Raw genomic sequence first — 24138 nt, forward strand, 5'->3', positions numbered from 1 at the left:
CGAATACCCTAGCAAGGGGTTCTCCGAATCACCGTGCGCGGCGCGCTTTCGCTTCCGCTTCCGCCCAGGCCCGCTGGGCCGGGGTGAGGGAGTCCGTGCCGGTGTTCCCACCGATTCCACCCATGCCGCTGCCTGCCCGCCAAGCGTGCGTCAGCGCCAGGGCAAGTGCGTCCGCGGCGTCGGCGGGTTTGGGCGGGGCGTCGAGCCGGAGGATTTTGGTGACCAATTTAGTGACCGCGTCCTTGTTCGCAGTGCCACTTCCGGTCACGGCCGCTTTGACTTCGGAGGGCGTGTGTAAAGCTACGGGAATGCCGCGACGCGCGGCAGCCGCGATGACAACGCCCGAGGCTTGGGCCACGCCCATCACCGTGCTGACGTTCATCTGCGAAAAAACGCGCTCGACGGCGACGACGTCCGGCTCGTGCAGGTCCAGCCACTCGTCGATGGCCGTGGCGATGACCAAAAGCCTCTTGTCCAGTGTCAACTCAGCCGAAGTCCCGACCACACCAACAGCCACCATGGTGGCCCGGCGGTTCCGCTCGATATCCACTACACCGATGCCGCAACGGGTAAGGCCCGGATCGACTCCCAATACGCGAAGAGTCAAGTCCGGGCCTTCCTGTTTGTTGTCAAAATAGAAGGGCTGCCCGCCTAGTCGGCGTCGAGGGCAGCCTGCACTTCCTCGCTGAAGTCTGCGTTGCTGTAGACGTTCTGGACGTCATCCAGGTCTTCGAGGGCATCCACGAGTTTCATGAATTTCCGGGCGCCATCAATATCGAGGTCCACCTGCATGGAGGGCACGAATTCAGCTTCATCGGATTCGTACTCGATGCCGGCATCCTTCAATGCGTCACGGATGGCCTGCAGGTCAGAGGGCTCGGAATGCACTTCCCAGTTCTCGCCGCTGTCCTTGACTTCCTCTGCGCCGGCGTCCAGGACGGCCATCAGGATGTCGTCCTCGCTCAGCCCATTCTTTGGCAGCACGACGACGCCCTTGCGGGTGAACAAGTAGCTGACCGAGCCGGGATCTGCAATGGTGCCACCGTTGCGGGAAATCGCGAGTCGAACCTCGGAAGCCGCACGGTTCTTGTTGTCCGTAAGACACTCGATCAACAACGCCGAGCCCTGGGGGCCACGGGCTTCGTACATGATTTCCGTGTAATCGACCACTTCGCCCGTGAGGCCGGCACCGCGCTTGATGGCGCGGTCAATGTTGTCGTTGGGAACCGAGGTCTTCTTCGCCTTGGTAACCGCGAGTTCCAGGCCCGGGTTGCCGGCGAGGTCCGGGCCGCCCATGCGCGCAGCAACTTCGATGTTCTTGATCAGCTTTGCGAACGACTTTGCACGCCTGCTATCAATGATGGCTTTCTTGTGCTTGGTAGTCGCCCATTTGGAGTGGCCTGACATGCTTTTACGCTTCTCCTCTGATCATTCGAATAAAGAGTTCATGCACGCGCTTCTCACCTGTGACTTCCGGGTGGAAAGAGGTGGCCAACAGCTGGCCGGAGCGCACTGCAACAATTCTAGCCAATCCGTGCAAAGTGGCGGTGTGGCTGGCGTGCTCCGGGTCAACCTGTGCCAGGACTTCGACTCCCGGGCCAACCCGTTCCACCCAAGGTCCACGGATGAAGACCGCGTGCACCGGATCCACGCCGGACTCCCCTGCGCTGAACTCGAGTCCTTTGAAATCGAGGTCGGTTTCAAAGGACTCGCGCTGCCGCCCGAAGGCATTGCGGCGCACCGTGATGTCCAATCCGCCAAAGGTCTGCTGGGGGTTTCCGTCCAGATCAGTAGCGGGATCGGCAATCTCATCGGCAAGGAGAATCATGCCGGCACAAGAGCCGTAGACCGGAAGGCCTTCGGCGATGCGCTTCCGAAGCGGGTCCGCGAGTTCAAAGATTCTAGAGAGTTTGTCGATCGTGGTGGATTCCCCACCAGGGATGATCAGGCCGTCAACGTCATCCAGTTCTGCGGGCCGACGGATGCCCACACCCGTGGCGCCTGCGGCTTCCACTGCGTGGATGTGCTCACGGAAGTCGCCTTGGAGGGCCAGTACGCCGATCCGGAGTCCTGCACCCACGCGTGATGAAGCGTCGGAAAGGGGGTTGGTCATTAGACCATCATAGTGGTCCGGCCCGGCAATCTCCTCCCGGAGGACAAGCGGCAATGCCAGCAGGAGTCGCCTCCACGCCCAGTTCCATGCCTTAACTGGGATATATTACAGAGCATGTTTTCCTTCAGCGTTCCCCTCGGCAAGCTGGTCCGCACACTGTCCCGGCTCCGGGGTGGGGGCTCTGCTTTCCCCGGCCTGGTGGTCGAAAAAATCGATCCCGGTTTCATGCAGAGAACGCTGTCCAGCCTTCCCCATGGCGTGGCAGTTGTCAGCGGGACGAACGGAAAGACGACCACCACCAAAATGGTGGTCGAGCTGTTGGAAAGCCAGGGCTTGAAGGTCTTCACCAACCGCACGGGCAGCAACTTCACCCGGGGCGTGGCCGCTTCCCTCCTCGGCGATGTTGACTGGCGTGGTCGCCTCGACGCCGACGTCGCGATCCTTGAACTCGACGAAGCACATGCTGTGCACTTCGTGAACAAGGTGCCGCCGCGTTTTAGCCTCTTGCTGAACGTCCTACGAGACCAGCTTGACCGATTCGGCGAGATCGACAAGACCGCCCGCTTGCTCGAACACATCGCGCAGAAAACCACGGACACCGTGGTGCTGAACCGTGAAGACCCGCGGGTAGCGCGAATCGCCAACACCCTGAATGTTCCCGGGGCACTCCACAATCCCAGCGTCCGATACTTCGGCCTGGATGAATCGCTGCGCAGCACGTTCCCCAACGACGACGATATGCGGACGGCTACCACCGGACCCTCGTCACCGAACACGCCGGCACCCGGCACCGCAGGTGATGTACCTGCCGCCCCCGCTGCCGACGTCGTACTCCGCCGCGTGGGTGCCCAGGACGCCGACTTTGAGTTCGACGGCGAAACGGTCACCACCAGCATGAAGCTGCGTGGTGTCTACAACATCTTCAACGCGGCGGCCGCACTTTCCCTGGCCAGGGCGATCCTGGGTACGGGAGCCGTCGACACTCCCAAACTGGTCAAGGCACTCGGTGATGTGGCTCCTGCTTTCGGGCGCGGCGAAAGCCTCACTGTCGATGGCCAGCCGTTGGAACTCGTGCTTGTTAAGAATCCCAGCGGCTTCCGGCTCGGCCTGAAGTCCTTCCCGGCCGGCGGCTACGCCACCATGATCGCCATCAACGACAACTATGCAGATGGCAGGGACATGTCCTGGCTCTGGGACGTCGAATTCGAGTCGCTGCGGGAAGACGGAGTTGAGGTCCTCACCGGCGTTCGAGCGTACGACATGGCCCTGCGACTGCAGTACGACGAGGTCCGCTTCGGTACAGTCGAGACCGACATAACCTCGGCGCTCCATGCATTCATTGACGGCTCGCGCGGCAAGCCCAAGCGAATTTTCTGCACGTACACCGCCATGCTCGCGATCCGTCGCGAACTGGCCAAAATCACCATAGTTGAGGTGGTCTCATGACCCCGGAAGCACAGCCCACCAAGGGAACTATCCGCGTCCTCCAGCTCTACCCGCGGGACATGAACATTTACGGTGACTGGGGCAACGCCCTGGTTCTCCAGCAACGAATAAAGTGGCATGGGTACACGCCGGAGCTCCTTGAATACAACGTAGACGATGACTTTCCTGACGACATCGACATCATCGTGGGCGGGGGCGGGCAGGACAGCGGCCAGCTCGTCATTCAAGACGATCTTCAGGCACGCGCCGATCAACTGCGGAAGCTCGCGGACGACGGCGCACCCATGCTCGTAATTTGCGGCCTCTACCAGCTTTTCGGAAAGTTCTTCAAGACCAGCGCGGGCCCTGTCATTCCCGGTGTCGGTATCCTCGATGTCGAGACACACGGCACGGATGAACGCCTGATCGGCAATGTAACGCTCAAATCCTCCGAATTCGGGGACGTCCTGGGCTACGAGAACCACAGTGGACAAACCACCCTGGGCCCCGGCGTCCAACCGTTGGGAACTGTCACCAAAGGTGCGGGAAACAACAGCAAGGACGGTCACGAGGGCGCCCGCTACCGCAACGTGGTGGCCAGCTACCTGCACGGTTCGCTGCTGCCCAAGAACCCGGCGATCGCCGACTTCCTGATACGGACGGCCGCGGAGCGGAAATATGGCACCTTCGTGCCGGGAACGCCCGACGACGACTACGCCCGCCTCGCGCGGGAGCACGCTGCCCGCCGGCCACGCTAGCTACTTGCCGCCTTACTTCTCCTTGGTAATCAGCAGCTCGTGGGCTCCTGCCGCCGCCGCGCCCATGGACTCGACCACGGCCTTGGTGCGTTCGTGCGTCTCTGCGTCGGCAGCCGGGGAAGCGCAGACTCCCTGGGGTGCGTCGCTGGCCACTGAGCACCAGCGGTAGGGATCCCGGACAATCACCGACGGCGCCCAGGCGAGATCCGAGGCAGTCCAAACACCAGCCGCGTTCTGGCTGAACTGCGCACGGACCAGCAGACCTTCGTTGTTGACCACATACCAGGGCGACAGTTCCGTCACGCCATTACCCAGTCCGTAGACAATCCACGTGCCCTTGTAGTTTTCAATCGGCAGCACCGAGTGCGTGTGGTGTCCATAAACCATGGTGAATTGGCCGCTGTTCACCAATGCGTGGGCGACCTCCTGTTGCTGGGCGTTGGCCTCGCTGGCGTACTCATCACCGGCGTGCATGACTCCGAGCACGATGTCGGCTCCGAGTGTACGGGCCTTGGTCGCCTTCGCAATCATGACCGTGGGATCAAGTTCGTCCACAAGCCACGGGTACTCCGGAATCTGACCGTTGTGTCCGTAGGTGCCGGCAATGACTGCAACGGTCGCTGCGTCCGTCTTAAGCATCAGGATTTCCTGTGATGCAGCTTCGGTCCGGTAGGAACCAGTGTGCTTGAGCCCGGCAGCATCCAGTGCGTCCAACGTTCGGAGCAACCCTTCAGTCCCCCGGTCTATGGTGTGGTTGCTGGCTGTAGTGCAGGCATGGTACCCCACATCCTTGGATGCTGTAACGATCTGCGGCGGGACATTGAAGGATGGGTACGCGGAGAACGGACCATCCGGCGTGCCAACTGGGGTTTCCTGATGGCAAATTGCGAGATCGCTGTTCCGGATATAGCGCCGCTGGCCTTCAAGGAGCGGTATGAAGGTGTAACCGGGCTGCCCTGCGGCGACGGCGTCCGCCCGGGCCTGCTGCCACAGCTGTGTATGGATCAGCATGTCGCCGGTGACCGTAATCGAAGTACAACGCAGTTCGGGACAAGAAGGGCCCTTGCCCGGGGTCGGCGTAGGAGTCGGCGTTGGGGTGGACACAGGAGACGCGGGGGCAGTAGCGGCGCTGCTGTGCTCCCGGGAATCGTTCTCCGCAATTACGCCGCAGGCGCTCAAGCACAACGCAAGTACTGATGCTGCCAGCAAGGCGCCCGTTCGCCATGGCCTGTGACGTCGGCGATCCCCCCGACTCCCGCAAGATGTGATGTTCCCCATAACAGCAATCCTACGGCGCAAGACTCGCGGGATTCCGGCGAGCCGCCCTTGAGGACACGATTCTTAAGTGAAAGAGTCCCTTCATGACCAATCCGCTTTTGAGTCCCAGTCCCCTGCCGTTCGGCCTGCCACCTTTTGCAGCAATCACCACAGAGGACTATGCCGAAGCCGTGGACGCGGGACTGAAGGAACACCTCCACGAGATCCAGCAAATTGCGGCGAACCCACTACCGGCGACTTTTGAGAACACGGCTGTGGCCATGGAAAGGTCCGGGCGGTTGCTGGACCGGGCCGCGGCGGCGTTCTTTACGCTTGTATCGGCCGATGCCTCGGACGCGATCAGGGAGCTGGAGACGGCCTTCGCGCCCCGGTTTGCCGCGCATCAGGACGCCGTCTACATGAACCGGGGCTTGTATGAACGCTTCAACGCCATTGATACCGCGAGGCTTGATGATGAGTCTGCTCGATTGGTCCAGGAATACCTCAAGGAGTTTCGGCAGTCCGGCATTCAACTTGACGACGACGGCCAGGCGCGCCTTCGGGAAATCAACGCCGAACTCTCACGTATAGGCACCGAATTCGGCCAGCGGGTCAAGGAGACGATGAAGTCTGCCGCTATTCTCCTCGACGACGAAGCGGACCTGGCCGGCATGTCCACCGAAGATGTCGCGGGCGCTGCCGAGGCCGCCAAGGCGGCCGGGCACGATGGCCGGTTCCTCCTGACGCTCATCCAGCCAAGCAACCAACCCGCCCTCGCCTCGCTCGAAAACCGGACCGTTCGGCGGCGCCTGTTTGAAGCGTCCCTGGCTCGGGGCACTGACGGCGGAAGCCTGGATGTCCGTGATCTGGTGAGGGCAACCGTTCGCTTCCGTGCGGAAAAGGCGAGCCTGCTGGGCTTTCAAAACTTCGCGGAACTCATGGTGGACCAGCAAACGGCACCCGACTTCAAAGCCGTGCAGGCAATGTTGGGCCGGTTGGCACCTCCAGCGATCCGAAACGCCCAAGCCGAAGCCCTAGCATTGGCGGAGTCCGCCGGCCACCCACTGGAGCCTTGGGACTGGGCATACTATTCGGCGCAGGTCCGGCGGGAAAAGTACCAAGTGGATGAACAGGCCATCAGGCCTTACTTCAGCCTCGAAATGGTCTTGGCTGACGGCGTCTTCTTCGCAGCGACCCAACTCTATGGCATCACGTTCCATGAGAGGCCGGATCTCGCCGGGTACCACGGGGACGTCCGGGTATGGGAGGTGAAAAACGAGGACGGCAGCAGTCTGGGTCTTTTTCTTGGCGACTACTACACCCGGGAATCCAAGCGCGGAGGAGCCTGGATGAACTCACTTGTGGAACAGTCCCGTCTCCTTGGCACGCAAGCCGTAGTGATCAACAACCTGAACATCACCAAGCCGGCGCCAGGCGAACCTGCTCTCCTGTCCCTGGACGAGGTCCGGACCGTCTTCCACGAATTCGGGCACGCGCTCCACGGACTGTTCTCCGATGTGGACTATCCCCGGTTCTCCGGAACGTCCGTGCCCCGGGACTTCGTGGAGTACCCATCCCAGGTCAACGAAATGTGGATCATGTGGCCGGAGGTGTTGACTAATTACGCGCGCCACCATGCCACGGGAGAAGTGCTCCCGCAGGACATCGTGGAGAGAATCAATGAATCCCTGCTGTGGGGTGAAGGATTCGCCACCACCGAATACCTGGGAGCAGCGTTGTTGGACGTGGCGTGGCACGTGCTGTCCACGGATGACGTTCCGGCTGACGTCCTTGCGTTTGAGGCCAAGGCCCTCGCCGACGCCGGCATCGCCCACCCGCTGATTCCGCCGCGCTACCGTACCGGCTACTTCCAGCACATCTTTGCTGGCGCCGGGTACGCTGCCGGCTATTACTCCTACATTTGGAGCGAAGTCCTGGACGCGGACACCGTTGAGTGGTTCAAGGAAAACGGAGGCCTTACGCGGTCAAACGGGGACCGATTCCGATCCGAGCTGCTATCGAGGGGTAACAGCCGCGATCCGTTGGAATCGTTCCGTACGTTCCGTGGGCGTGATGCCGAGCTGGAACCCCTCCTGAAGCGCCGGGGACTGAACCAACCCACCCAGCCTTAAAAACGGAACGACGGGCGCCGATCCGGAAGTGGATCAGCGCCCGCCGTCGTATGTTTGGTAACGCTTACCAGCCGCGCTCTGCGAGGCGGTGGGGCTGCGGGATTTCGTCGACGTTGATGCCGACCATGGCTTCGCCCAGGCCGCGGGAGACCTTGGCGATCACATCGGGGTCGTCATAGAACGTGGTTGCCTTCACGACGGCGGCAGCGCGCTCTGCAGGGTTGCCGGACTTGAAGATACCCGAACCAACGAACACGCCATCAGCGCCGAGCTGCATCATCATCGCAGCGTCAGCGGGTGTCGCGATGCCACCAGCGGTGAACAAGACGACGGGGAGCTTGCCCGTGGCGGCAATTTCCTTGACGAGCTCGTACGGGGCCTGCAGTTCCTTGGCCGCAACATACAGCTCGTCCTCGGGAAGGGCTGCGAGCTTGGCGATCTCCGCGCGGATCTTGCGCATGTGCCCGGTGGCGTTGGAAACATCACCGGTGCCGGCCTCGCCCTTGGAACGGATCATCGCCGCGCCTTCGTTGATGCGGCGCAGCGCCTCACCAAGGTTCGTGGCGCCACAGACGAACGGGACGGTGAAGTTCCACTTGTCGATGTGGTTCACGTAGTCGGCCGGGGTCAGGACCTCGGACTCGTCGATGTAGTCCACACCCAAGGACTGCAGGACCTGCGCTTCGACGAAGTGACCGATGCGGGCCTTTGCCATCACCGGGATGGACACGGCGGCAATGATCTGATCGATCATGTCCGGATCGGACATGCGGGACACGCCGCCCTGGGCGCGGATATCGGCGGGTACGCGCTCGAGCGCCATGACGGCTACGGCACCGGCGTCCTCGGCGATGCGGGCCTGCTCGACGTTAACGACGTCCATGATGACGCCGCCCTTGAGCATCTCCGCCATGCCCCGCTTAACGCGGCTGCTGCCCGTGACGCTGTTCGCGGACGAACCGGCTTCGTTGCTTACATCTGGTGTAGACACAAAAACCCCTATGGGTAGATAAACGACCTTTTCGCCGGTGGCTCGCGCAGCCACACGACCGCAATCAGCGCACACCGGATATTCAGGTCAAGGTGACCAAGTACTAGTAATACTAGTCGCACGTTGCCGGGTGGCTGTACATTCGTTACCGCATAAGGGGGCCAAGAAGAGGGCAACTATAGGACACCTGCACAACTGCCCCAGACGGACTCTGGTCAGATGCCAGTTTCCTAGGCTTCCGCCATCGCTTGCTTGCGGACAGTCGCCATTCTTTGCACGATAGTGACCACACTGGCAAGGGCAAGAAGGATCAGGGTCGCGAAGAGCACCACTGCTGGAAGCCCCAGCCCAGTGAGCCCGGTGATGAGAAGCACCGAAGCTAAACGCTCGGCACGCTCGGCTATGCCAACGCTGGCTTGATAGCCCAGTGATTCGGCCTTTGCCCGTGCATAGGAAACCACCATGCCCAGTACCAGGCAAACGACGGCGGCAGTTCCAATAGCTGGGTCCCCACCTTTGGTGAAGAACCAGATGGTCAGCCCTGCAAAGATGGCACCGTCCGCCAACCGGTCCAAGGTGGAATCCAGAAAGTTTCCCCAGCCGCCGCTCCGGCCTTGCAAACGGGCCATTATGCCATCCACGACGTCCGAGAACGCGAAGAATGCCACCACAATAGAGCCCCACCAGAGGTATCCCAGCGGATAGAGGACCAATCCGCCCAGTATGACCCCGGCCGTACCGGCCACGGTCACTGCGTCTGGAGACACGCCAATCTTGAGGAGCCAACGCGCCAAGGGTGTGAAAATTGAAGTGAAGAAACCACGCGCATGCCTATTGAGCATTCGACTCCCCCGGCCAGGCTTCAGCCACCAGTTTGCGGACCTCGTCGAGAGTCTGCGTGATGGCCTTGGTCTGGGCGATGATGGGGAAGAAGTTTCCGTCCCCACCCCAGCGCGGTACGACGTGCTGGTGGAGGTGCGCCGCAATTCCTGCTCCACCGGTGACACCCTGGTTCATGCCCAGGTTGAAGCCGCTCGGATTGGAAACCTTCCGCAGTACGCGCATGGCCGTCTGCGTTAGCTCGGAGAATTCCGCCGTTTCCTCCACTGTGATGTCCGTGTAGTCCGGAACGTGGCGGTAGGGGCAAATCAGCAAGTGGCCCGGGTTGTAAGGGAAAAGGTTGAGTACGACGTAGCAGGTCCTGCCACGATAGACGATGAGGGACTCTTCGTCGCTACGGGTGGGTCCCACACAGAACGGGCAGTCGTCCTTGTCCTTGAATTGGTCCTGTCCGCCTTTGATATAAGCCATGCGGTGGGGAGTCCACAGGCGCTGAAAAGCGTCCGGTACGCCTGCAAGGCCGAAGTCATCGGTTACTTCGGCGTCGCCCGGAAGGTCAGCTGCCGCGCCTGTGTTCTCCTGCACCGTCTATTGTCCGTTCCGTCAGCTGTCGCGGTTCTTGACGGCATCCACGATTCTGCGGACAGCCTCTGCCACGGGCACGCCGTTGTCCTGGCTGCCATCACGGAAGCGGAACGAGACAGCACCTGCCTCGGCGTCCTCCCCGCCCGCGATGAGGACGAACGGGACCTTGTCCTTGCTGGCCGTACGGATCTTCTTCGGGAAGCGGTCCGAGGAGATGTCCACTTCCGCCCGGATTCCCACTGCCTTCAACTGGTCCACGACGTCGAACATGTAGTCGTTGAACGCCTCGGCAACAGGGATGCCCACCACCTGGACGGGAGAAAGCCAGGCCGGGAAGGCGCCTGCGTAGTGCTCCGTGAGAACACCCATGAAGCGCTCCACCGAACCGAAGAGGGCACGGTGAATCATGACGGGACGCTGACGCGTTCCATCTGCTGCCTGGTACTCCAATTCGAAGCGTTCAGGCAGGTTGAAGTCCAACTGGATTGTGGACATCTGCCAGGTCCTGCCGAGGGCGTCCTTTGCCTGGACGGAAATCTTCGGCCCATAGAATGCTGCTCCACCCGGGTCCGGTACCAGGTCCAGCCCTGACGCCTCCGCAACCTCGGCGAGTGTGCGGGTTGCTTCCTCCCAGGCGGAGTCGTCACCCACGAACTTTTCCTCGTTCTTGGTGGAGAGCTCAAGGTAGAAATCGTCCAGGCCGTAGTCCTTGAGCAGGCCAAGGACGAAGTTAAGCGTGGTGGTGAGTTCGTCCTTCATCTGCTCGCGGGTGCAGTAGATGTGGGCATCGTCCTGTGTCATGCCACGGACGCGGGTCAGGCCGTGCACAACACCGGATTTCTCGTACCGGTACACCGAGCCGAATTCGAACAGGCGCAACGGCAGTTCGCGGTAGGACCTGCCGCGTGAACGGAAGATCAGGTTGTGCATGGGGCAGTTCATCGGCTTCAGGTAGTAATCCTGGGCGGGCTTGCGCACGGTGCCGTCTTCGTTGAGTTCGGCATCCACCTGCATCGGGGGGAACATGCCGTCCTTGTACCAGTCAAGGTGCCCGGAGACTTCGTAAAGGTGTCCCTTGGTGATGTGCGGGGTGTAGACGAATTCGTAGCCGGCATCCACGTGGCGCTGGCGGGAGTAGTCCTCCATTTCCTTGCGGATGATGCCACCTTTGGGGTGGAACACAGGGAGGCCCGAGCCGAGTTCGTCGGGGAACGAGAACAGGTCCAACTCCACACCCAGCTTGCGGTGGTCGCGGCGCTCTGCCTCGGCAAGGCGTTCCTGGTAGGCCTTGAGTGCTTCCTTGGTGGGCCATGCGGTGCCGTAGATTCGCTGCAGTTGCTGGTTGTTCTGGTTTCCCAGCCAGTATGCGGAGGACGAACGTGTCAGCGCGAAGGCATTGGAGATGATCCTGGTGTTGGGCAGGTGCGGTCCGCGGCAGAGATCGCACCAGACGCTGTCGCCACTCTTGCGGTCCACATTGTCGTAAATAGTGATGTCGCCAGCGCCGACTTCAACGTTGACGCCTTCGCCGGCGTCGGCGGCGTCGTTCTTCTTGCCCAACAGCTCCAGCTTGTAGGGTTCGCCAGCCATGGCTTCGCGGGCTTCTTCTTCGGTGACCACGCGGCGAACGAACTTCTGGTTCTGGTTGATGATCTTCTGCATCATCTTTTCCAGCTGGCGCAGGTCTTCCGGGGTGAACGGCTCGGCGACGTCGAAGTCGAAGTAGAAGCCGTCAGTAATGTAAGGACCGATGCCAAGCTTGGCGTCAGGCCGCAGCTGCTGGACGGCCTGGGCCATAACGTGCGCGGTGGAGTGACGGAGAACGTTGAGTCCGTCAGGAGATTCAATGGTGACACCTTCGACGTCGGCACCCTCGGTAAGGACCTGGTCAAGGTCCTTGAGCACTCCATTGACACGGGCAACAACGACGTCGCGGCGCTCGAAGAAGAGTTCCGCGCCGGTAGTCCCTTCCGTCACCTTGGTCTCTTCGCCATCGACGATGAGGGTGATCTGTTGGGCATCTGACACGGGTGTCTCCTATTCATAGTGAAGGCTTCATAGCTTGTGGCGTACGGGGACCACAGCCAGCCACCGTCAATCGTATCCGTTCCGACGAAGGCGGCCAAAGCAGCGCGCCGACGACCCGATTCAGCTCCCGAGGCCCGTGATGGCAAGGTTCCTGGAGATCCCCTCAAGGGGCCCTGAATGAGTGAATTCAGGCGGAAGCCCGACGCCGGGTGGCAGGACTTCGGCATACGGCAAAGTTTCCGGGCGGCTAAGGTCCCAGGCTTTGCTGGCACTGAGGCTGATTCCCTTGGGACCTGTTCTTCGCGTAGTTCCGCGGATCAGCAGAAGCCGGGTACCGAACAGGAGTGGACCCGATTCTTCCTGCGCTTCATGGAAGAAGACAGTATCCACGCAGCCTGTACCGTCGTCGATGCTGATGAACACCACGCGGCGCCCACCACGCATGGGAGGTGTCTGCGTTGCGATCCGGACACCGGCAACCAGTACCTCGGTACCGTTCCGAAGACCCAAGAGCTTATCCGCCGTGGTGACGCCAAGCTTGTCCAGCAAAGGCCTATGACTTTCCATCAGATGCTCACTCACGTCCACTGCCATGAGATCAAGCTCTGCCCGCACGTTCTCCACCATGCTGGGCTCAGGTAATCCAGCAGCAAGATTCCGCAACTCCACATCACCAAGGGGTAGGGATAATTGCCCTTCAATGACGCCGCTGCCTTTCTTGGAGGGACTGCCCTGGAGCGCTTGCAGGTGCTGCACCAGATCGGCACGGTTTGCAGTTCCGCCGGCATCCCGGTGCAGGGCATCGAAGGCTCCGAGTTGGGCGAGCCTCTTGATATTCGGTTTGCTCACCCTGGCCCGGGACCTGAGATCCGCGAGGGAATCATATGGTTGACCAGCTACGATCCGCTTCAGCTCCGCTCCCGATAGTCCATATATTCCATTCAGGCTCAAGCGAATGCCGAGCTTGCCGGAATTCTGGCCTTCCTGGATTCTTTCCACCCTGTATTCAGCCTGGCTGCGATTAATATCCAAGGGCAAGATGGGAATACCCAAGCGGCGGGCTTCAGCAACCAGCAGCCGTTTGGGGTACATCCCGGGGTCGTGTTCCCACAGCCCTGCAAGGAACGCTTCAGGGTGGTGCGCCTTTAGCCACGCCGATTGATAGGTGGGCACAGCAAAGGCAGCTCCATGGGCTTTGCAGAAACCGAAACTGCCGAAGGCTTTGAGGGTTCCCCACACTTTGTCCACGACGTCCGGGGAGTATCTCTTGATCGCTTCCCGACGGAAATACCTCTCTACCTCAGGTTCGTGGAGCTCGTCACCCAAGGCCCTTCGAAACTCGTCTGCCCGGTCCAAACCACAACCTGTCATGACATGGAAGGTCTTCAGGATCTGCTCATGGAAAACCGTGACGCCATGGGTTTCCTGCAAAACGGGCTTCAGGTCCGGATGTGGATAGACCTCTGGTGCGAAACCATGCCGGTGTTCAAGGAACGGGCGGACCATATCCGACTTCATGGGGCCAGGGCGGAACAAGGAAATATCGATAATGAGGTCATTGAATTCCCGCGGCGCCATCTTCCCGATCAGCTCCCGCTGGCCAGGGGATTCAATCTGGAAGCAGCCCAAAGTGTGGGTACTGCGGATCAACTCATAGGTGGGCTCGTCGTCGAAAGGCACCGCGTTGAGATCAATCCTGCCGTCCGGGGCAATATAGTCCGGACCGGTGCCTCCCGCTTCCACCGGATGGTGGCCAGCCGCCACTACCTCCGCTTTGGACGGGTGCAGGCGGATAACTTCCCGCACCGCAAACGCCATGGCGCTTTGCATCCGCACACCCAGGACATCCAGCTTGAGCATGCCCATGGGATCCATGTCGTGTTTGTCGAACTGGCTCATGGGCAGCCCCAACCCGCTGGGCTGTACCGGGGTTCTGTCCAGGAGCGTGGCATCGCCCAGGATCACCCCGCACGGGTGCATGGAAATGTGCCGGGGAAGGCGGTCCAACCTTTCAGTGAGATCCACCAGTAGGTCCAACTGCTGGTTTTCCTCCATGCCCCCAGGCCCTTCACGGCCGGCCTCTACCCGTCCGGCAAATTCTCGGAGTTCAGGCTTTTCAACCAATGCCTCCCTGAATTTGCGCGCGGAGAACCGCCACAACTGCTTGGCAATTTCGCCGATTTCACCATCGTCCATGCCAAGAGCCATGCCGGCATCGCGGACAGCACCACGGGCCCTGTACCCGTTCTGCATGCTCATCAGCGTCACTCGTTCAGCTCCGAAGCGCTCGAAGATCTTCCGGTAGACGTTGTGCCGTTCGGCGCTTTCGACGTCAATGTCAATATCGGGAAGGGTGGATCGGCGACCCGAGAGGAAGCGTTCAAAAATGAGGTCATGCCGGATGGGATCCACTTGGCTGATGTCGATCAGATAGTTGACCAGGCTGGAGGCCCCGGAGCCTCTGGCAGCTACCCGGACGCCCATCTCGATGATCATCCTGGATACTTCCGCAACAGTGAGGAAGTAGGAGGCAAAGCCGAGTTTGTCGATGATCCCCAGCTCATGCTGCAACCGCGAGCGCATCTGTATTTCCGCATTGCCGTTGATGCCGGGGAATCGCCGGGTGATTCCTGCCTCGCATCGTTGGGTGAGTTCCACCATGGGGTCGCGTTCGATGCCGATGATGGAAGCTTCGGGAACAACGGGCTTTTTCCATCCCATGTCCAGGACGGGATCGATACGGCATTTGTCTGCGAGCGCTTCTGTGTTGGAGAGCAGTTTGTTCAGCCCCGCTGCTCCTTGCCCTGCCGCGCCCATGATTTCCTTGCCGAGTTGGAGCATTTGTTGGGCGTTTTTCAACCACCCCTGCCCAGTTGGTTGCAGCAGGCCGGTTGGTTGCAGCAGGGGGGTCGATGAGAGTTCAGGGAGGGATTTTAGGGTGCGCGCGGAGTCCAGGACGTCTGCGGTGGGGGCGCCGTCCTGGGCGCAGTAGCGGACGGCGTTGCTGAGGATGGCGGGGACGTTGTATTCGAGGGCGAGCTTGAGCATGCGTACGGCGTGGGCTGTGCTGAGGGGTTCTCCAGGAGCGCTGAGGTGGGATACGGCTTCGGCGACGATTGTCCCGGGCGGCATGGCGTCGATCCATTGTTTGAAGAGTGTGCGGGGCCGAAGATATTTCCGTCCTCCCATGGCGCGGCCTACATCGGAGTCCGGTCCTATGAGGACGGTCAACACGGGCTTGAGGGTTTGCGTGTCCAGTGTCCGCGATGCGAGTTCTGCCCTGGTTACGGCGACGGGCACTACTCCCCCGGCTTTGCCGGAGGTGCGGGCATGGGCGTCCGAAATGAGTCGGCAGAGAGCGCGATAGCCGGCGCCGTTGTTGTTGCCGTGGGCGAGTACGACGACGCGGCCCGCTACTTGGGTGCGGTGGTCGCCGTCGTCGTCGAATATTGCCAGGTCCACGCCGATGATGGGGTCGATACCGGCGTCCATGCATGCTTTGAGGTGCTTGATGGTGCCGTACAAGCCATCCCGGTCTGTGCAGGCGAGCGCTGTTGCGCCGTCTGCTGCGGCTGACTGGGCAAGTTCGTCCGGCCAGGAGACGCCGTAGTGGGCGCTGAAGGCTGTGGAGACGTGCAGGTGTGTGAAGCTCAAGGTTCAGGCGGCTTCGTCTGGTTCGACTGCTTGGGCCGGTGCGGCGTCGTGGATACGCAGAAGCCGCCAGCGGCCGCTGGCGAGATGGCGGACGAGGTCAAGGGTGATGGTTGGGCCGGGTTGCTCTTCGTCCTGCGGGCGATGGAGTTGGACCCGCCAGATCTCGTGGTCCACCAAGCCTGCGCCGCTTCCCAGTGGTGCCCGGCTTTCTTCTACCCACCATTGGCGTCGTTCATACCATCTGAGGGGTTCGTTGATGACGACGTAGCGGGTTCCTTTCCACTGGATTTCCTGCGGCTGGCCAACATCCGTGCAGATGACGTCCACGGACTCACTGAAAAGCCCCATATCCACACTCCTTGCCTGTGAGCATCGCCCTGGATCTAAGATCATCGCTAAATCATGATTCGAATGTATGTTCGAATATATCCAGTTTACGCCGCCCCTCCGACAAAACCTACTGGGAAGTTTTGCTCCTTCCGGGCGCCTTGGGCTTTCGATTGACAGCGGGCTTTCGATTGACAGCGGACTTTCGCTTGGCAGCAAGGTCGAGCAGCTTGTCGCGCAGGGGTTGCGCACCTTCTGCGAGCGCCACGCGCATCATCAAGGATGAACCGATGCGGTATTGCTGGGTCCGAAGAACGCGCTGACGGTTGTAGGCATCGAGGGCCTCGTCCAGGGGCAGGGTGTTGACGAGCTTACCCAAGGCGACGGCGTCTATCAGCGACTCACAGGCGCCTCGCCCGAGGTTGGGAGCCATGGCGTGGGCTGCGTCGCCGATGAGGACCACATTGCCCCGCGAATAACGCCGCAGCGGCGGGGTGGTCCAAATGCGTTGTGCCAATGATGTTTCGGGTGTCGCTACCCGCAGGACATGCTGGATTCCCTGCGAGTGCCCGGCGTAGCGGCGGCGCGTCACCGCAAGGGCTTCGCCGACGTCAATTCCCTCGGGCCCCATCCCGGAGCGGAAGGATGCATACCAGTTGGTTCCGCCGCTTGAAGGGCCTATGCCAAAGAGGTCTCCGCACCCCCAATACTCACCTATGGTTTCGCTGTCCGGTTCCTCGGCAATGACGCCTCGAACGGCGAGGTAAGGTGTCAGCTTGGCCGCACGCGATTGGCCCCACACGGAGCGCCTCACCATGCTGTGTACCCCATCCGCAGCCACTATCAAGTGGGCGTCGCTTGGGACCGCGTCCAGCTTTTCGATGCGTCGTTGGACTGTTGAGGGTACGGCTGAGTCGAGGAGCCGAAGGAGCGTGTGGCGTGCTGCGCCCACAAGGTTCTGCCCTTCCACACTCAGCCACGGCACTCCTATGGCACTCCGGAGCGCGCCACCCCTGATGACGGGGCTGTTTTCCCGGACGGCGCCAAGGATCCCCAATGTGGCCAGGGCCTCCTGGGCTTCGGGCCACATGGCCAGGGTCGTTCCTACTGCCGGGAGGCCGGCCCGCTGCTCGTACACAGTGACATGAAACTGGCTGGGATCAAGAGTTCCTGCCAAGGCGAGGCCTGCTATGCCACCACCGACGATTTCCACCTTTTTCATGATGCCAATGTACTACTACATTTGTAGTAATGGTGAGGTAGAAGACTAGACTTTCGCCATGCCTGACAGACGAACCGACCTTGCCGACGCGGCCCTCGCCGTGGTGGCCGCTAAAGGCCTCAAGGGACTGACCCACCGGGCCGTTGACGCCGAAGCCGGCGTGGCCGTCGGAACGACCTCCAATTACTTCCGCAACCGTGCCGCTTTGGTGGCTGCCGCCGTCGACCGCGTTGAAGAACACGACTCGCTCCTGCTCCAGCAGCAGGGTGGATCCGAATTCCCGACGTCGGTAGCCGCCTTGGCGGAACAGCTCGCGGGAGCGCTGCTCCGGCTCGCGAACAATCACGCTGAACTGACCCGGGCACGATTCACCTTTGCCCTGGACCAACCCGAGGTGGTGGCCGCCGGGCACCAGAGGATGCTTTCAGCTCTTGAACAGGTGCTCGATTCCATGGGAATTCCTGACCCAAGGGCCCGCGCAGAAGCGGTAGCGGACTACGGCGACGGATTGGCCATGCATCTCCTGACGGCACGCCGCGGCCAGGCGGTGGATCAACCGACAATCGCAGCCAACGTCCGGCGACTCTTGGAGGGATGAAGCAAAGGGGTGGACGCGGGCGGGTCCACAGAGCAGGATTGTGGCATGAGTACCAATGACGCACTCCTGAAGCAGGTCAGTATCTCCGCCGCAGATGACAACCTCGTTGCGAGATTCGAAATCGAAGGCAACATACCGGGCTCCGGCGCTTATGTCGTGGGCCTTGTTGCTGCCAGCGAGGACTATTCCTCCCAACGCAGGCTGGGCATTGAATTCATGAATGGAGAAGCGATCTCGTTCTACTCCTTCAACCACTCACTCAGTGCCGAGGAAAACTATGACATCAAGGGCGTGGAACACTCTGGAAACGTGATCACCGGAAACTTTCCGATGTCCGCCATCCATGGACTCAGTAAAGGCCACGTCATGACGGCCTTCAGCGAGGCGGATGGCCGCGAGTTCCAAGCCGGCGTTCCGGTCACGGAAGCGCTCTAGCTAGAAAAGGCCCTCTACCGGTTCAATGAGTTCCGGTCCGTTGTTGCGGACATTGCCGACGGCGGCACCCACCGCGTCGAGCGTCCAGCTGGCAGCGGCGTCGTGCGCCTTTGACCGCACCAGATCCACGAGGCCGGCCGCATCATCTTCGCGCGGATTCAACCAGGCTTCCATCGTGTCCTTGCTCATGGGCAATGGAACGCGGTCATGCAGGGCAGTCAACTCATCGAACACCGAGGCACTGCGCCGGGTAATGGCCGACTCGGCCGTCGGGGTGTCTGCCGTGAGAATCGACATGGACAGCAACCAACGGGCCGGATCATCATCAGACGCTGACTGGTCCCGCCACCACTCATACAACCCGGCAAACACCACACCCCCACCATCCGCAGGATGCACGTAGTACGGCTGCTTGCTTTTTCCTTCGCCCTTCTTCCACTCGTAATAGCCATCGGCAGGAACAGCGCACCGCCGGGCCGCAGCAGCTTTTCGGAAGGACGGTTTCTCCAGGAGGGTCTCACTGCGGGCATTAATCAGGCGTGCGCCGCCTTTGGGATCTTTCGCCCACGAGGGCACCAAACCCCAGCGCGCAACGTGCAACTGCCGCTTCAGCCCATCGTCCACGAGCCTTTCCAGGACAATCGGAACAGCATCCGTTGGAGCTACATTCCACGATTTCTCGAGGGCGATCTCCTTTTCAAGTTCGGCATCAAAGTCGGCCAGCAGGTCCCCCACGGCACGGGCCATCACATAACGTCCACACATGGGAACAGTCTGCCGTGTCGCCCAAGGACACACCAGCCCGGAATGTGACGTAACCCCGATTCCCGGCCTCACGGGAATTATTGGGCTGCAGGTTACGGTTGATACCAACGAATCACCCGTGGAAACGACCAATACTGAGGAGAGCTCTGTGGACTTCACTCCCGACTCCGGCACCATCACCATGTTCTCGACCACCTGGTGCGGCTACTGCAACCGCCTGAAGAAGCAGCTCGACGCCAAGGGCATCGGCTACACCGAGATCAACATCGAAGAAGTAGATGGCACGGCCGAACTCGTCGAGCAGCTCAACGGAGGCAACCGCACCGTCCCCACCGTCCTGTTCCCGGACGGCACCGCAGCAACCAACCCTTCTGCTTCCGAAGTAGAAAACCGCCTCGCAGCCTAAGGCATTCACTTCCGCTGTCCGGCCGCCGCCTCGAAAATCGGGGCGGCAGCCGGTTCAAGACGAATAATCACGGACTTCGACGCCGGCGTATTGCTGCCTTCCGCTGTTGAATCCAGCGGCACCAACACATTCGCTTCCGGATAATACGCAGTCGCGCAGCCCCTGGCACTGGGGTACGCCACTAAACGCAACTGGCGCAGCACACGGTCAACGCCGTCGTCGGCTTCGCTGTGCACATCCACATAGGCGCCGTCCTGGAAACCCAACCCCGCCAGATCCTCAGGGTTCACCAACAAAACCATGCGGCCCTTCTTGATCCCACGGTAACGATCATTCATGGAGTACGTGGTGGTATTGAACTGGTCATGGGACCGCACAGTCTGAAGGAGCAGTCTCCCCGGCGGTACTTCAATGGTTTCCAGGTCGTTGACAGAAAAAACGGCTTTCCCCGTTGCTGTGGGGAACGTCCGCGAATCCCTGGGGCCATGCGGAAGTACGAAACCGTCGCGCTCGCGGATGCGCACGTTGAAGTCCTCAAATCCCGGGACTACGTGGGAAATGTGGTCACGGATGGTGTCGTAATTACGCCTGAAGCCCGCCCAATCCACCGGAACCTTGTGGTCAAGGACCGCCTCGGCCATCCGTGTGACGATCGCCACCTCGGAGAGGACATCCGCAGCGATGGGTTCCAGCGGCCCTGCGGAGCGGTGCACAACGCAGACGGTGTCCTCCACCGTGACAAACTGCTCAATCCCGTCCTGCTTGTCGATTTCGGTACGGCCAAGGGTCGGAAGGATCAGGGCCTGCTCGCCGCACACCACATGCGAGCGATTCAGCTTGGTGGAAATCTGTACTGAAAGCCTGGTCCGACGCACAGCCTGCTCAGCGACCGCGGTGTCCGAGATCGCATGCACCAGGTTCCCGCCCAGCGCGATGAGGACCTTGATCCTGCCATCACGCATTCCACGGATACTGTCCACCGAATCGACGCCCGCCTTCCGTGGCGGGTCAAAGCCAAACTCGTCCTGCAAGGCCTCAAGGAACCGCGGAGGCATCTTCTCCCAAATGCCCATGGTCCGGTCACCCTGCACATTGCTGTGACCACGGATCGGTGAGGGTCCGGCCCCCGGTTTTCCAATGTTGCCGCGGAGCAGAAGGAGGTTGATGATTTCCTTGATGGTGGGCACCGCCTTTTTGTGCTGGGTCAGTCCCATCGCCCACGTGATGATGACCTTGTCCGCGCGGATGTACCTGTCTGCGAGTTCATCGATTTCTGCGCTTCGCAGGCCGGTGGCCGCGAGAACGTCCCGTTCCTGCAAGGTTGCGAGGTGGGCAGCGAACCCAACAAAGCCCTGGCAGTGCTCATCGATGAAGGTGCGGTCCAGCACAGTACCGGGCGCCGCACTTTCGGCGTCCAGGACGCGCTTGGAAAGGGCCTGCAGCAGGGCCATGTCCCCGGCGAGCCGGATCTGCAGGAATTGGTCAGCCAGGTCCGTTCCCTTACCGGCGAGGCCGCGGACGCGTTGCGGGTTCCGGAAGTTGATCAGGCCAGCCTCGGGCAGCGGATTAACCGCGACGATGGACGCACCCGCGAGTTTGGCCTCCTCCAGTGCCGTCAGCATCCGCGGATGGCAGGTTCCCGGGTTCTGCCCCATGATGATGATCAGGTCCGACTTGGCGAAGTCCGTGTAGGTGATGGCCGATTTGCCCACGCCGATGGTCTCGCCCATGGCTATGCCCGTGGATTCGTGGCACATATTGGAACAATCGGGAAGGTTGTTGGTCCCGAAGGCCCTGACGAATAGTTGGTACAGGAACGCTGCCTCGTTGCTGGTGCGTCCACTGGTGTAAAACGTGGCCTCATTGGGGTCATCAAGGGCGTTCAACTCGCTCGCAACGATACCGAAGGCCCGCTCCCAACTGATGGGCGCATAGTGCTCCGCCCCTGCTGCCTTATACACGGGCTCCACCAACCTGCCCTGCTGCCCTAGCCAGTACTCGGAACGAGTTTCCAAGGAACTGAGAGGATTTTCCGCCCAAAACTCCGTGGGGATCCTCAGGGGCTCCGCCTCCCACCCGATGGCCTTGGCGCCGTTTTCACAGAATTCGGCAGCCTTGCGTTCCGGCGGATCAGGCCAAGCACAGCTCATGCAGTCGAAACCGTCTTTTTGGTTGACCGCTGTAAGGGTCTTCCATGCGCGGGACGGGCCCATATGGGCCATCGCGTGGGGAAGGGTTTCGCTGAGGCTGGGCAAACCGGCGGCGGACCTCTTGGGTTCGCTGACGCTCAAGTCGACGTCGGTATCCTGAATTGGGTGCTTCTTCCGGCCCATCATTCCACCAGGTTTCGTGGGGTTAGGTTCCTGTTCCCCTCAGCCTAAGCCCGGCCCCCAGCACGCTCAATGGCGGTGAAAGCCTCCTAGGCCAAGAGAGACCGGAAGGCGCCGTCCACCACGTGCGCATAGCCGCGGTAAGCGTCAACCACAGCGTCCTCCACCGTTTTGACGTCCAAGTGGGGCAGCAGGTCATTTGCAGCACCGGCCGTAGCCGGATCCCAATCGAGGCCAAGTGCAGCGTAGCTCGCCGTCAGAACGTCACGGATAGGACCGGAGTTCTCCACCACAATCACGGAGCTGAACAGCCACCCTCCGGAAACCACCCGCTGGGCCGTTCCAATCAGCTTGATGCGATGGGCGGGAAACTCCGAGTTCTGCCCGTGCACGCTGAATTCCCCGGGGCAGTACTCCCCTGGAATCTCCCCGACGGCGGCGTGGACGCCGACGCTGCGAAGCGCACCAGCCAGCAACTCACCGAACTCGGCGAAGCGGGCTTTCGCACGGACGATCGCGTCAGGGTGCGGCTCAATATGATCAATCACCAAGGTGCCCTGGTGGTAGGCAGCCGCACGTCCACCGGCTTTCCGCACAAGTGGCTCGAAGCCGAGCTCCCGGCAAGCATCTTCGGCAGCCCTGAAGCCGGGCAGGTTCGCGTCGCGCTGGCCAAAGGCAACGGTGGGCTGCGGGCGGTACAAGCGCAGGGAGGGCCCCAGTTGCCCGCTGCGGGCCCGCTTCAGCAGCTCCAGCGCAAAATCAAGATCCTCTGCTGCACCGAGGGATTCCTCTTGGCGGTAAACGGTGAGGTCACGGCGGGTGGATGCTCCGCCGTCGGGTTCGTTCCGTGCTTCGCTCATCAGCTTTTCCTCAGCGTCAGGATTTGCTCGGCCCTGCCGAAAGGTCCGTTGATGTCATGGAGCACGCTGGACGTCAGGCCGATGCCATCGGCTCCGAAGGAGACTTTGTTGTCCAGCCCGAGCCACTCGCCAGAAGGCGCCCGGTACATGTGAATCTGCAGGTCCACGTTGGGGAAGATGTAGCTGTTCTCCCCTGGGGGAACCCGTGCCGCGATGCCATTGGCGGTGTCGACCAATCCCATGAGCCGGGCAAGATCGCTGCTGTCTTCCTTGTCCGTCAAAGGATGCATGGTCCGGATCCACACCCTGCCCGAACCTGGCCGATGGCCTTCGCCGATACGCATTTCCAAGGAACGGATGTAACCACCGGGCCAGACGCTGGCACCATCCCACAGCTTGCATTCATCCGGCGCGGGCATCGGCTCGTCTTCGAACGCTGCTACAGCGCTGGTGTCGCTGGTGATCATGCGCCACGCTGCGGCACGGATGGCGACACGCCCTCCGGCGGAAAGCTCAGCCTGGATAAGTTCAATGGTTCGTCCCGGCCGCAAGGTTGAGGTGGTTACCTGGAACTCGCCGCCGGGGATCAACCCGAGGATCTCGTAGCTGATACGCGCCAAACGGACGTCCTCGCGCGGCTCATGCCTCAGGAGGGCGTCAGCCATGATGCCCGAGGCAGGGGCCATGTGTTGTTCGTGCGGATTCCAGGCACCTTGGGCATGAATCGTGGAGCGGTAGCGGCCCTCACCCAACGATTCGTAGTAGAAGTTGCCCTCCGCCAGTTCCGGTAATGAAGTTGTCAACGCGAGCCTTTCGCCGATCCAGCAGTAGAACTCAGACCACTGTATCCGCTGATTTGGCAGCCGACCGACGCCGCCGGGCAACGACCACCCAGACGATCACGGCGATCACAGCCAGCACGGACAGCCCGGCACCGGCCGGCGACGCCGCCGCTACCGCAAGCCACGCCTCAAGTGCAGCGAGGCCGATAGTTGCGTACAGCAACGCCCAGATGATGGAGCCCCCGACGGCGGCGGGGAGATAGCGGCGCAGCGGCATCCGCGCTGCACCGGCGGCCAGATTAACGGCCGTCTGCAGGCCGATGGTCAGGAAGGAGAGCACGACGGCGTACGGACCCCAACGCTGAATGAGGGCTTGGGCCTGGGCTGCCCGGGGGCGTTGAAGCGACGCGCCGAAGCGGGTGTGTGCGAAGCCGGCAATTGCTCCTCGACCCAGCCAGTACGTGACATTGACGCGGATCATGACAATCGCGAACAGCGCCGCAAGCGCGACGCCAAAGGGCAAGCTCATGATCTGGTCCACGTGACTTAGGCTACCCTAAGCGTTGCTGGTTCCTGGACCAGGTCCCTCGGACAAGTACTCAGGACCACCAGCCAGGGTCGGCACAAGCG

The 24138-nt window shown here is 61.3% G+C and carries 23 protein-coding genes; 7 read left to right on the forward strand and 16 right to left on the reverse strand.

Translation table 11 applies throughout. The features are described from left to right. Positions 1 to 28: 28 nt before the first annotated feature. Genes ruvC through pdxT form a run of 3 tightly spaced genes read right to left on the reverse strand, consistent with a single transcriptional unit; the run spans position 29 to position 2113 of the window. A complete protein-coding gene (ruvC, locus tag LDN90_RS13905) occupies positions 29 to 607 on the reverse strand; it encodes a crossover junction endodeoxyribonuclease RuvC (protein WP_216925539.1) in 579 nt (192 codons plus the stop codon). A 44-nt stretch (positions 608 to 651) separates the two neighbouring features. Continuing rightward, positions 652 to 1407: a YebC/PmpR family DNA-binding transcriptional regulator gene (locus LDN90_RS13910; RefSeq protein WP_216925538.1), complete on the reverse strand. Its 756-nt coding sequence runs from the start codon at positions 1405 to 1407 to the stop codon at positions 652 to 654. Positions 1408 to 1411: 4 nt separating this feature from the next. Continuing rightward, positions 1412 to 2113 carry a pyridoxal 5'-phosphate synthase glutaminase subunit PdxT gene (gene pdxT / locus LDN90_RS13915; protein WP_216925537.1) on the reverse strand — a complete coding sequence of 234 codons (702 nt, stop codon included), beginning with the start codon at positions 2111 to 2113 and terminating at the stop codon, positions 1412 to 1414. A 114-nt stretch (positions 2114 to 2227) separates the two neighbouring features. On the opposite strand from pdxT, the gene LDN90_RS13920 reads away from it, so the two are divergent. Together LDN90_RS13920 and LDN90_RS13925 are read left to right on the forward strand one after the other, a co-directional pair. Further along, a complete protein-coding gene (locus LDN90_RS13920; protein WP_216925536.1) occupies positions 2228 to 3559 on the forward strand; it encodes a Mur ligase family protein in 1332 nt (443 codons plus the stop codon). Continuing rightward, a complete protein-coding gene (locus LDN90_RS13925; protein WP_223946213.1) occupies positions 3556 to 4296 on the forward strand; it encodes a glutamine amidotransferase in 741 nt (246 codons plus the stop codon). The genes LDN90_RS13920 and LDN90_RS13925 overlap by 4 nt, the downstream gene beginning before the upstream one ends. 12 nt (positions 4297 to 4308) lie before the next feature. On the opposite strand, the gene LDN90_RS13930 is transcribed toward LDN90_RS13925, so the two are convergent. Further along, the gene (locus tag LDN90_RS13930; protein ID WP_263426264.1) at positions 4309 to 5307 is read right to left on the reverse strand and encodes a CapA family protein; all 999 of its coding nucleotides are present in this window, start codon (positions 5305 to 5307) and stop codon (positions 4309 to 4311) included. An 85-nt stretch (positions 5308 to 5392) separates the two neighbouring features. On the opposite strand from LDN90_RS13930, the gene LDN90_RS13935 reads away from it, so the two are divergent. Both LDN90_RS13935 and LDN90_RS13940 read left to right on the forward strand, forming a co-directional pair. Continuing rightward, positions 5393 to 5530 carry a hypothetical protein gene (locus LDN90_RS13935; RefSeq protein ID WP_223949380.1) on the forward strand — a complete coding sequence of 46 codons (138 nt, stop codon included), beginning with the start codon at positions 5393 to 5395 and terminating at the stop codon, positions 5528 to 5530. Positions 5531 to 5657: 127 nt separating this feature from the next. After that, positions 5658 to 7685, forward strand: coding sequence for a M3 family metallopeptidase (locus LDN90_RS13940; RefSeq protein ID WP_223946214.1), 2028 nt, complete (start codon positions 5658 to 5660; stop codon positions 7683 to 7685). A 64-nt stretch (positions 7686 to 7749) separates the two neighbouring features. Here LDN90_RS13940 and pdxS read toward each other — a convergent pair whose 3' ends face one another. The 7 genes from pdxS to LDN90_RS13975 all read right to left on the reverse strand — a co-directional run bounded on the left by pdxS (position 7750) and on the right by LDN90_RS13975 (position 17332). Beyond that, positions 7750 to 8676 (reverse strand): pyridoxal 5'-phosphate synthase lyase subunit PdxS, encoded by a 927-nt coding sequence (gene pdxS / locus LDN90_RS13945; protein ID WP_211712266.1) that lies wholly within the window; start codon positions 8674 to 8676, stop codon positions 7750 to 7752. 230 nt (positions 8677 to 8906) lie between these two features. Then, on the reverse strand, positions 8907 to 9518 hold the full coding sequence (gene pgsA / locus LDN90_RS13950) for a phosphatidylinositol phosphate synthase (RefSeq protein ID WP_223946215.1): 612 nt from the start codon (positions 9516 to 9518) through the stop codon (positions 8907 to 8909). Further along, positions 9508 to 10101, reverse strand: coding sequence for an HIT domain-containing protein (locus LDN90_RS13955; protein WP_216925531.1), 594 nt, complete (start codon positions 10099 to 10101; stop codon positions 9508 to 9510). The genes pgsA and LDN90_RS13955 overlap by 11 nt, the downstream gene beginning before the upstream one ends. Positions 10102 to 10119: 18 nt before the next feature. Then, positions 10120 to 12129 carry a threonine--tRNA ligase gene (gene thrS / locus LDN90_RS13960; RefSeq protein ID WP_223946216.1) on the reverse strand — a complete coding sequence of 670 codons (2010 nt, stop codon included), beginning with the start codon at positions 12127 to 12129 and terminating at the stop codon, positions 10120 to 10122. Between the two features lie 120 nt (positions 12130 to 12249). After that, on the reverse strand, positions 12250 to 15783 hold the full coding sequence (gene dnaE / locus LDN90_RS13965) for a DNA polymerase III subunit alpha (protein ID WP_223946217.1): 3534 nt from the start codon (positions 15781 to 15783) through the stop codon (positions 12250 to 12252). Positions 15784 to 15786: 3 nt separating this feature from the next. Then, a complete protein-coding gene (locus LDN90_RS13970) occupies positions 15787 to 16131 on the reverse strand; it encodes a DUF6504 family protein (RefSeq protein WP_216925528.1) in 345 nt (114 codons plus the stop codon). Between the two features lie 109 nt (positions 16132 to 16240). Beyond that, a complete protein-coding gene (locus LDN90_RS13975; protein ID WP_223946218.1) occupies positions 16241 to 17332 on the reverse strand; it encodes an NAD(P)/FAD-dependent oxidoreductase in 1092 nt (363 codons plus the stop codon). Between the two features lie 58 nt (positions 17333 to 17390). Between LDN90_RS13975 and LDN90_RS13980 the strand changes: the two genes are divergently transcribed. Both LDN90_RS13980 and LDN90_RS13985 read left to right on the forward strand, forming a co-directional pair. Further along, a complete protein-coding gene (locus LDN90_RS13980) occupies positions 17391 to 17930 on the forward strand; it encodes a TetR family transcriptional regulator (protein WP_223946219.1) in 540 nt (179 codons plus the stop codon). A gap of 45 nt (positions 17931 to 17975) precedes the next feature. Continuing rightward, the gene (locus LDN90_RS13985) at positions 17976 to 18365 is read left to right on the forward strand and encodes a hypothetical protein (protein ID WP_216925525.1); all 390 of its coding nucleotides are present in this window, start codon (positions 17976 to 17978) and stop codon (positions 18363 to 18365) included. Here LDN90_RS13985 and LDN90_RS13990 read toward each other — a convergent pair whose 3' ends face one another. Then, entirely contained in the window at positions 18366 to 19112 is a 747-nt protein-coding gene (locus LDN90_RS13990) for an SOS response-associated peptidase (RefSeq protein WP_263426295.1), read from the reverse strand. It abuts the gene before it with no gap. Positions 19113 to 19278: 166 nt separating this feature from the next. Here LDN90_RS13990 and LDN90_RS13995 point away from each other — a divergent pair, with 166 nt between their 5' ends. Next, the gene (locus tag LDN90_RS13995) at positions 19279 to 19536 is read left to right on the forward strand and encodes a mycoredoxin (RefSeq protein ID WP_017197512.1); all 258 of its coding nucleotides are present in this window, start codon (positions 19279 to 19281) and stop codon (positions 19534 to 19536) included. 5 nt (positions 19537 to 19541) lie between these two features. Here LDN90_RS13995 and LDN90_RS14000 read toward each other — a convergent pair whose 3' ends face one another. The 4 genes from LDN90_RS14000 to LDN90_RS14015 all read right to left on the reverse strand — a co-directional run bounded on the left by LDN90_RS14000 (position 19542) and on the right by LDN90_RS14015 (position 24049). Beyond that, complete coding sequence (locus LDN90_RS14000; protein WP_223949298.1) at positions 19542 to 21869, reverse strand: FdhF/YdeP family oxidoreductase; 2328 nt, start codon at positions 21867 to 21869, stop codon at positions 19542 to 19544. A gap of 86 nt (positions 21870 to 21955) precedes the next feature. Continuing rightward, a complete protein-coding gene (locus LDN90_RS14005) occupies positions 21956 to 22726 on the reverse strand; it encodes a lipoate--protein ligase family protein (protein WP_223946221.1) in 771 nt (256 codons plus the stop codon). Further along, entirely contained in the window at positions 22726 to 23529 is an 804-nt protein-coding gene (locus LDN90_RS14010; protein ID WP_223946222.1) for a thioesterase family protein, read from the reverse strand. The genes LDN90_RS14005 and LDN90_RS14010 overlap by 1 nt, the downstream gene beginning before the upstream one ends. Before the next feature lie 31 nt (positions 23530 to 23560). Further along, positions 23561 to 24049, reverse strand: coding sequence for a VTT domain-containing protein (locus LDN90_RS14015; RefSeq protein ID WP_216925521.1), 489 nt, complete (start codon positions 24047 to 24049; stop codon positions 23561 to 23563). Positions 24050 to 24138: the final 89 nt, after the last annotated feature.

The sequence above is a fragment of the Arthrobacter sp. NtRootA1 genome (genome assembly GCF_019976975.1).
Classification (GTDB): domain Bacteria; phylum Actinomycetota; class Actinomycetes; order Actinomycetales; family Micrococcaceae; genus Arthrobacter; species Arthrobacter aromaticivorans.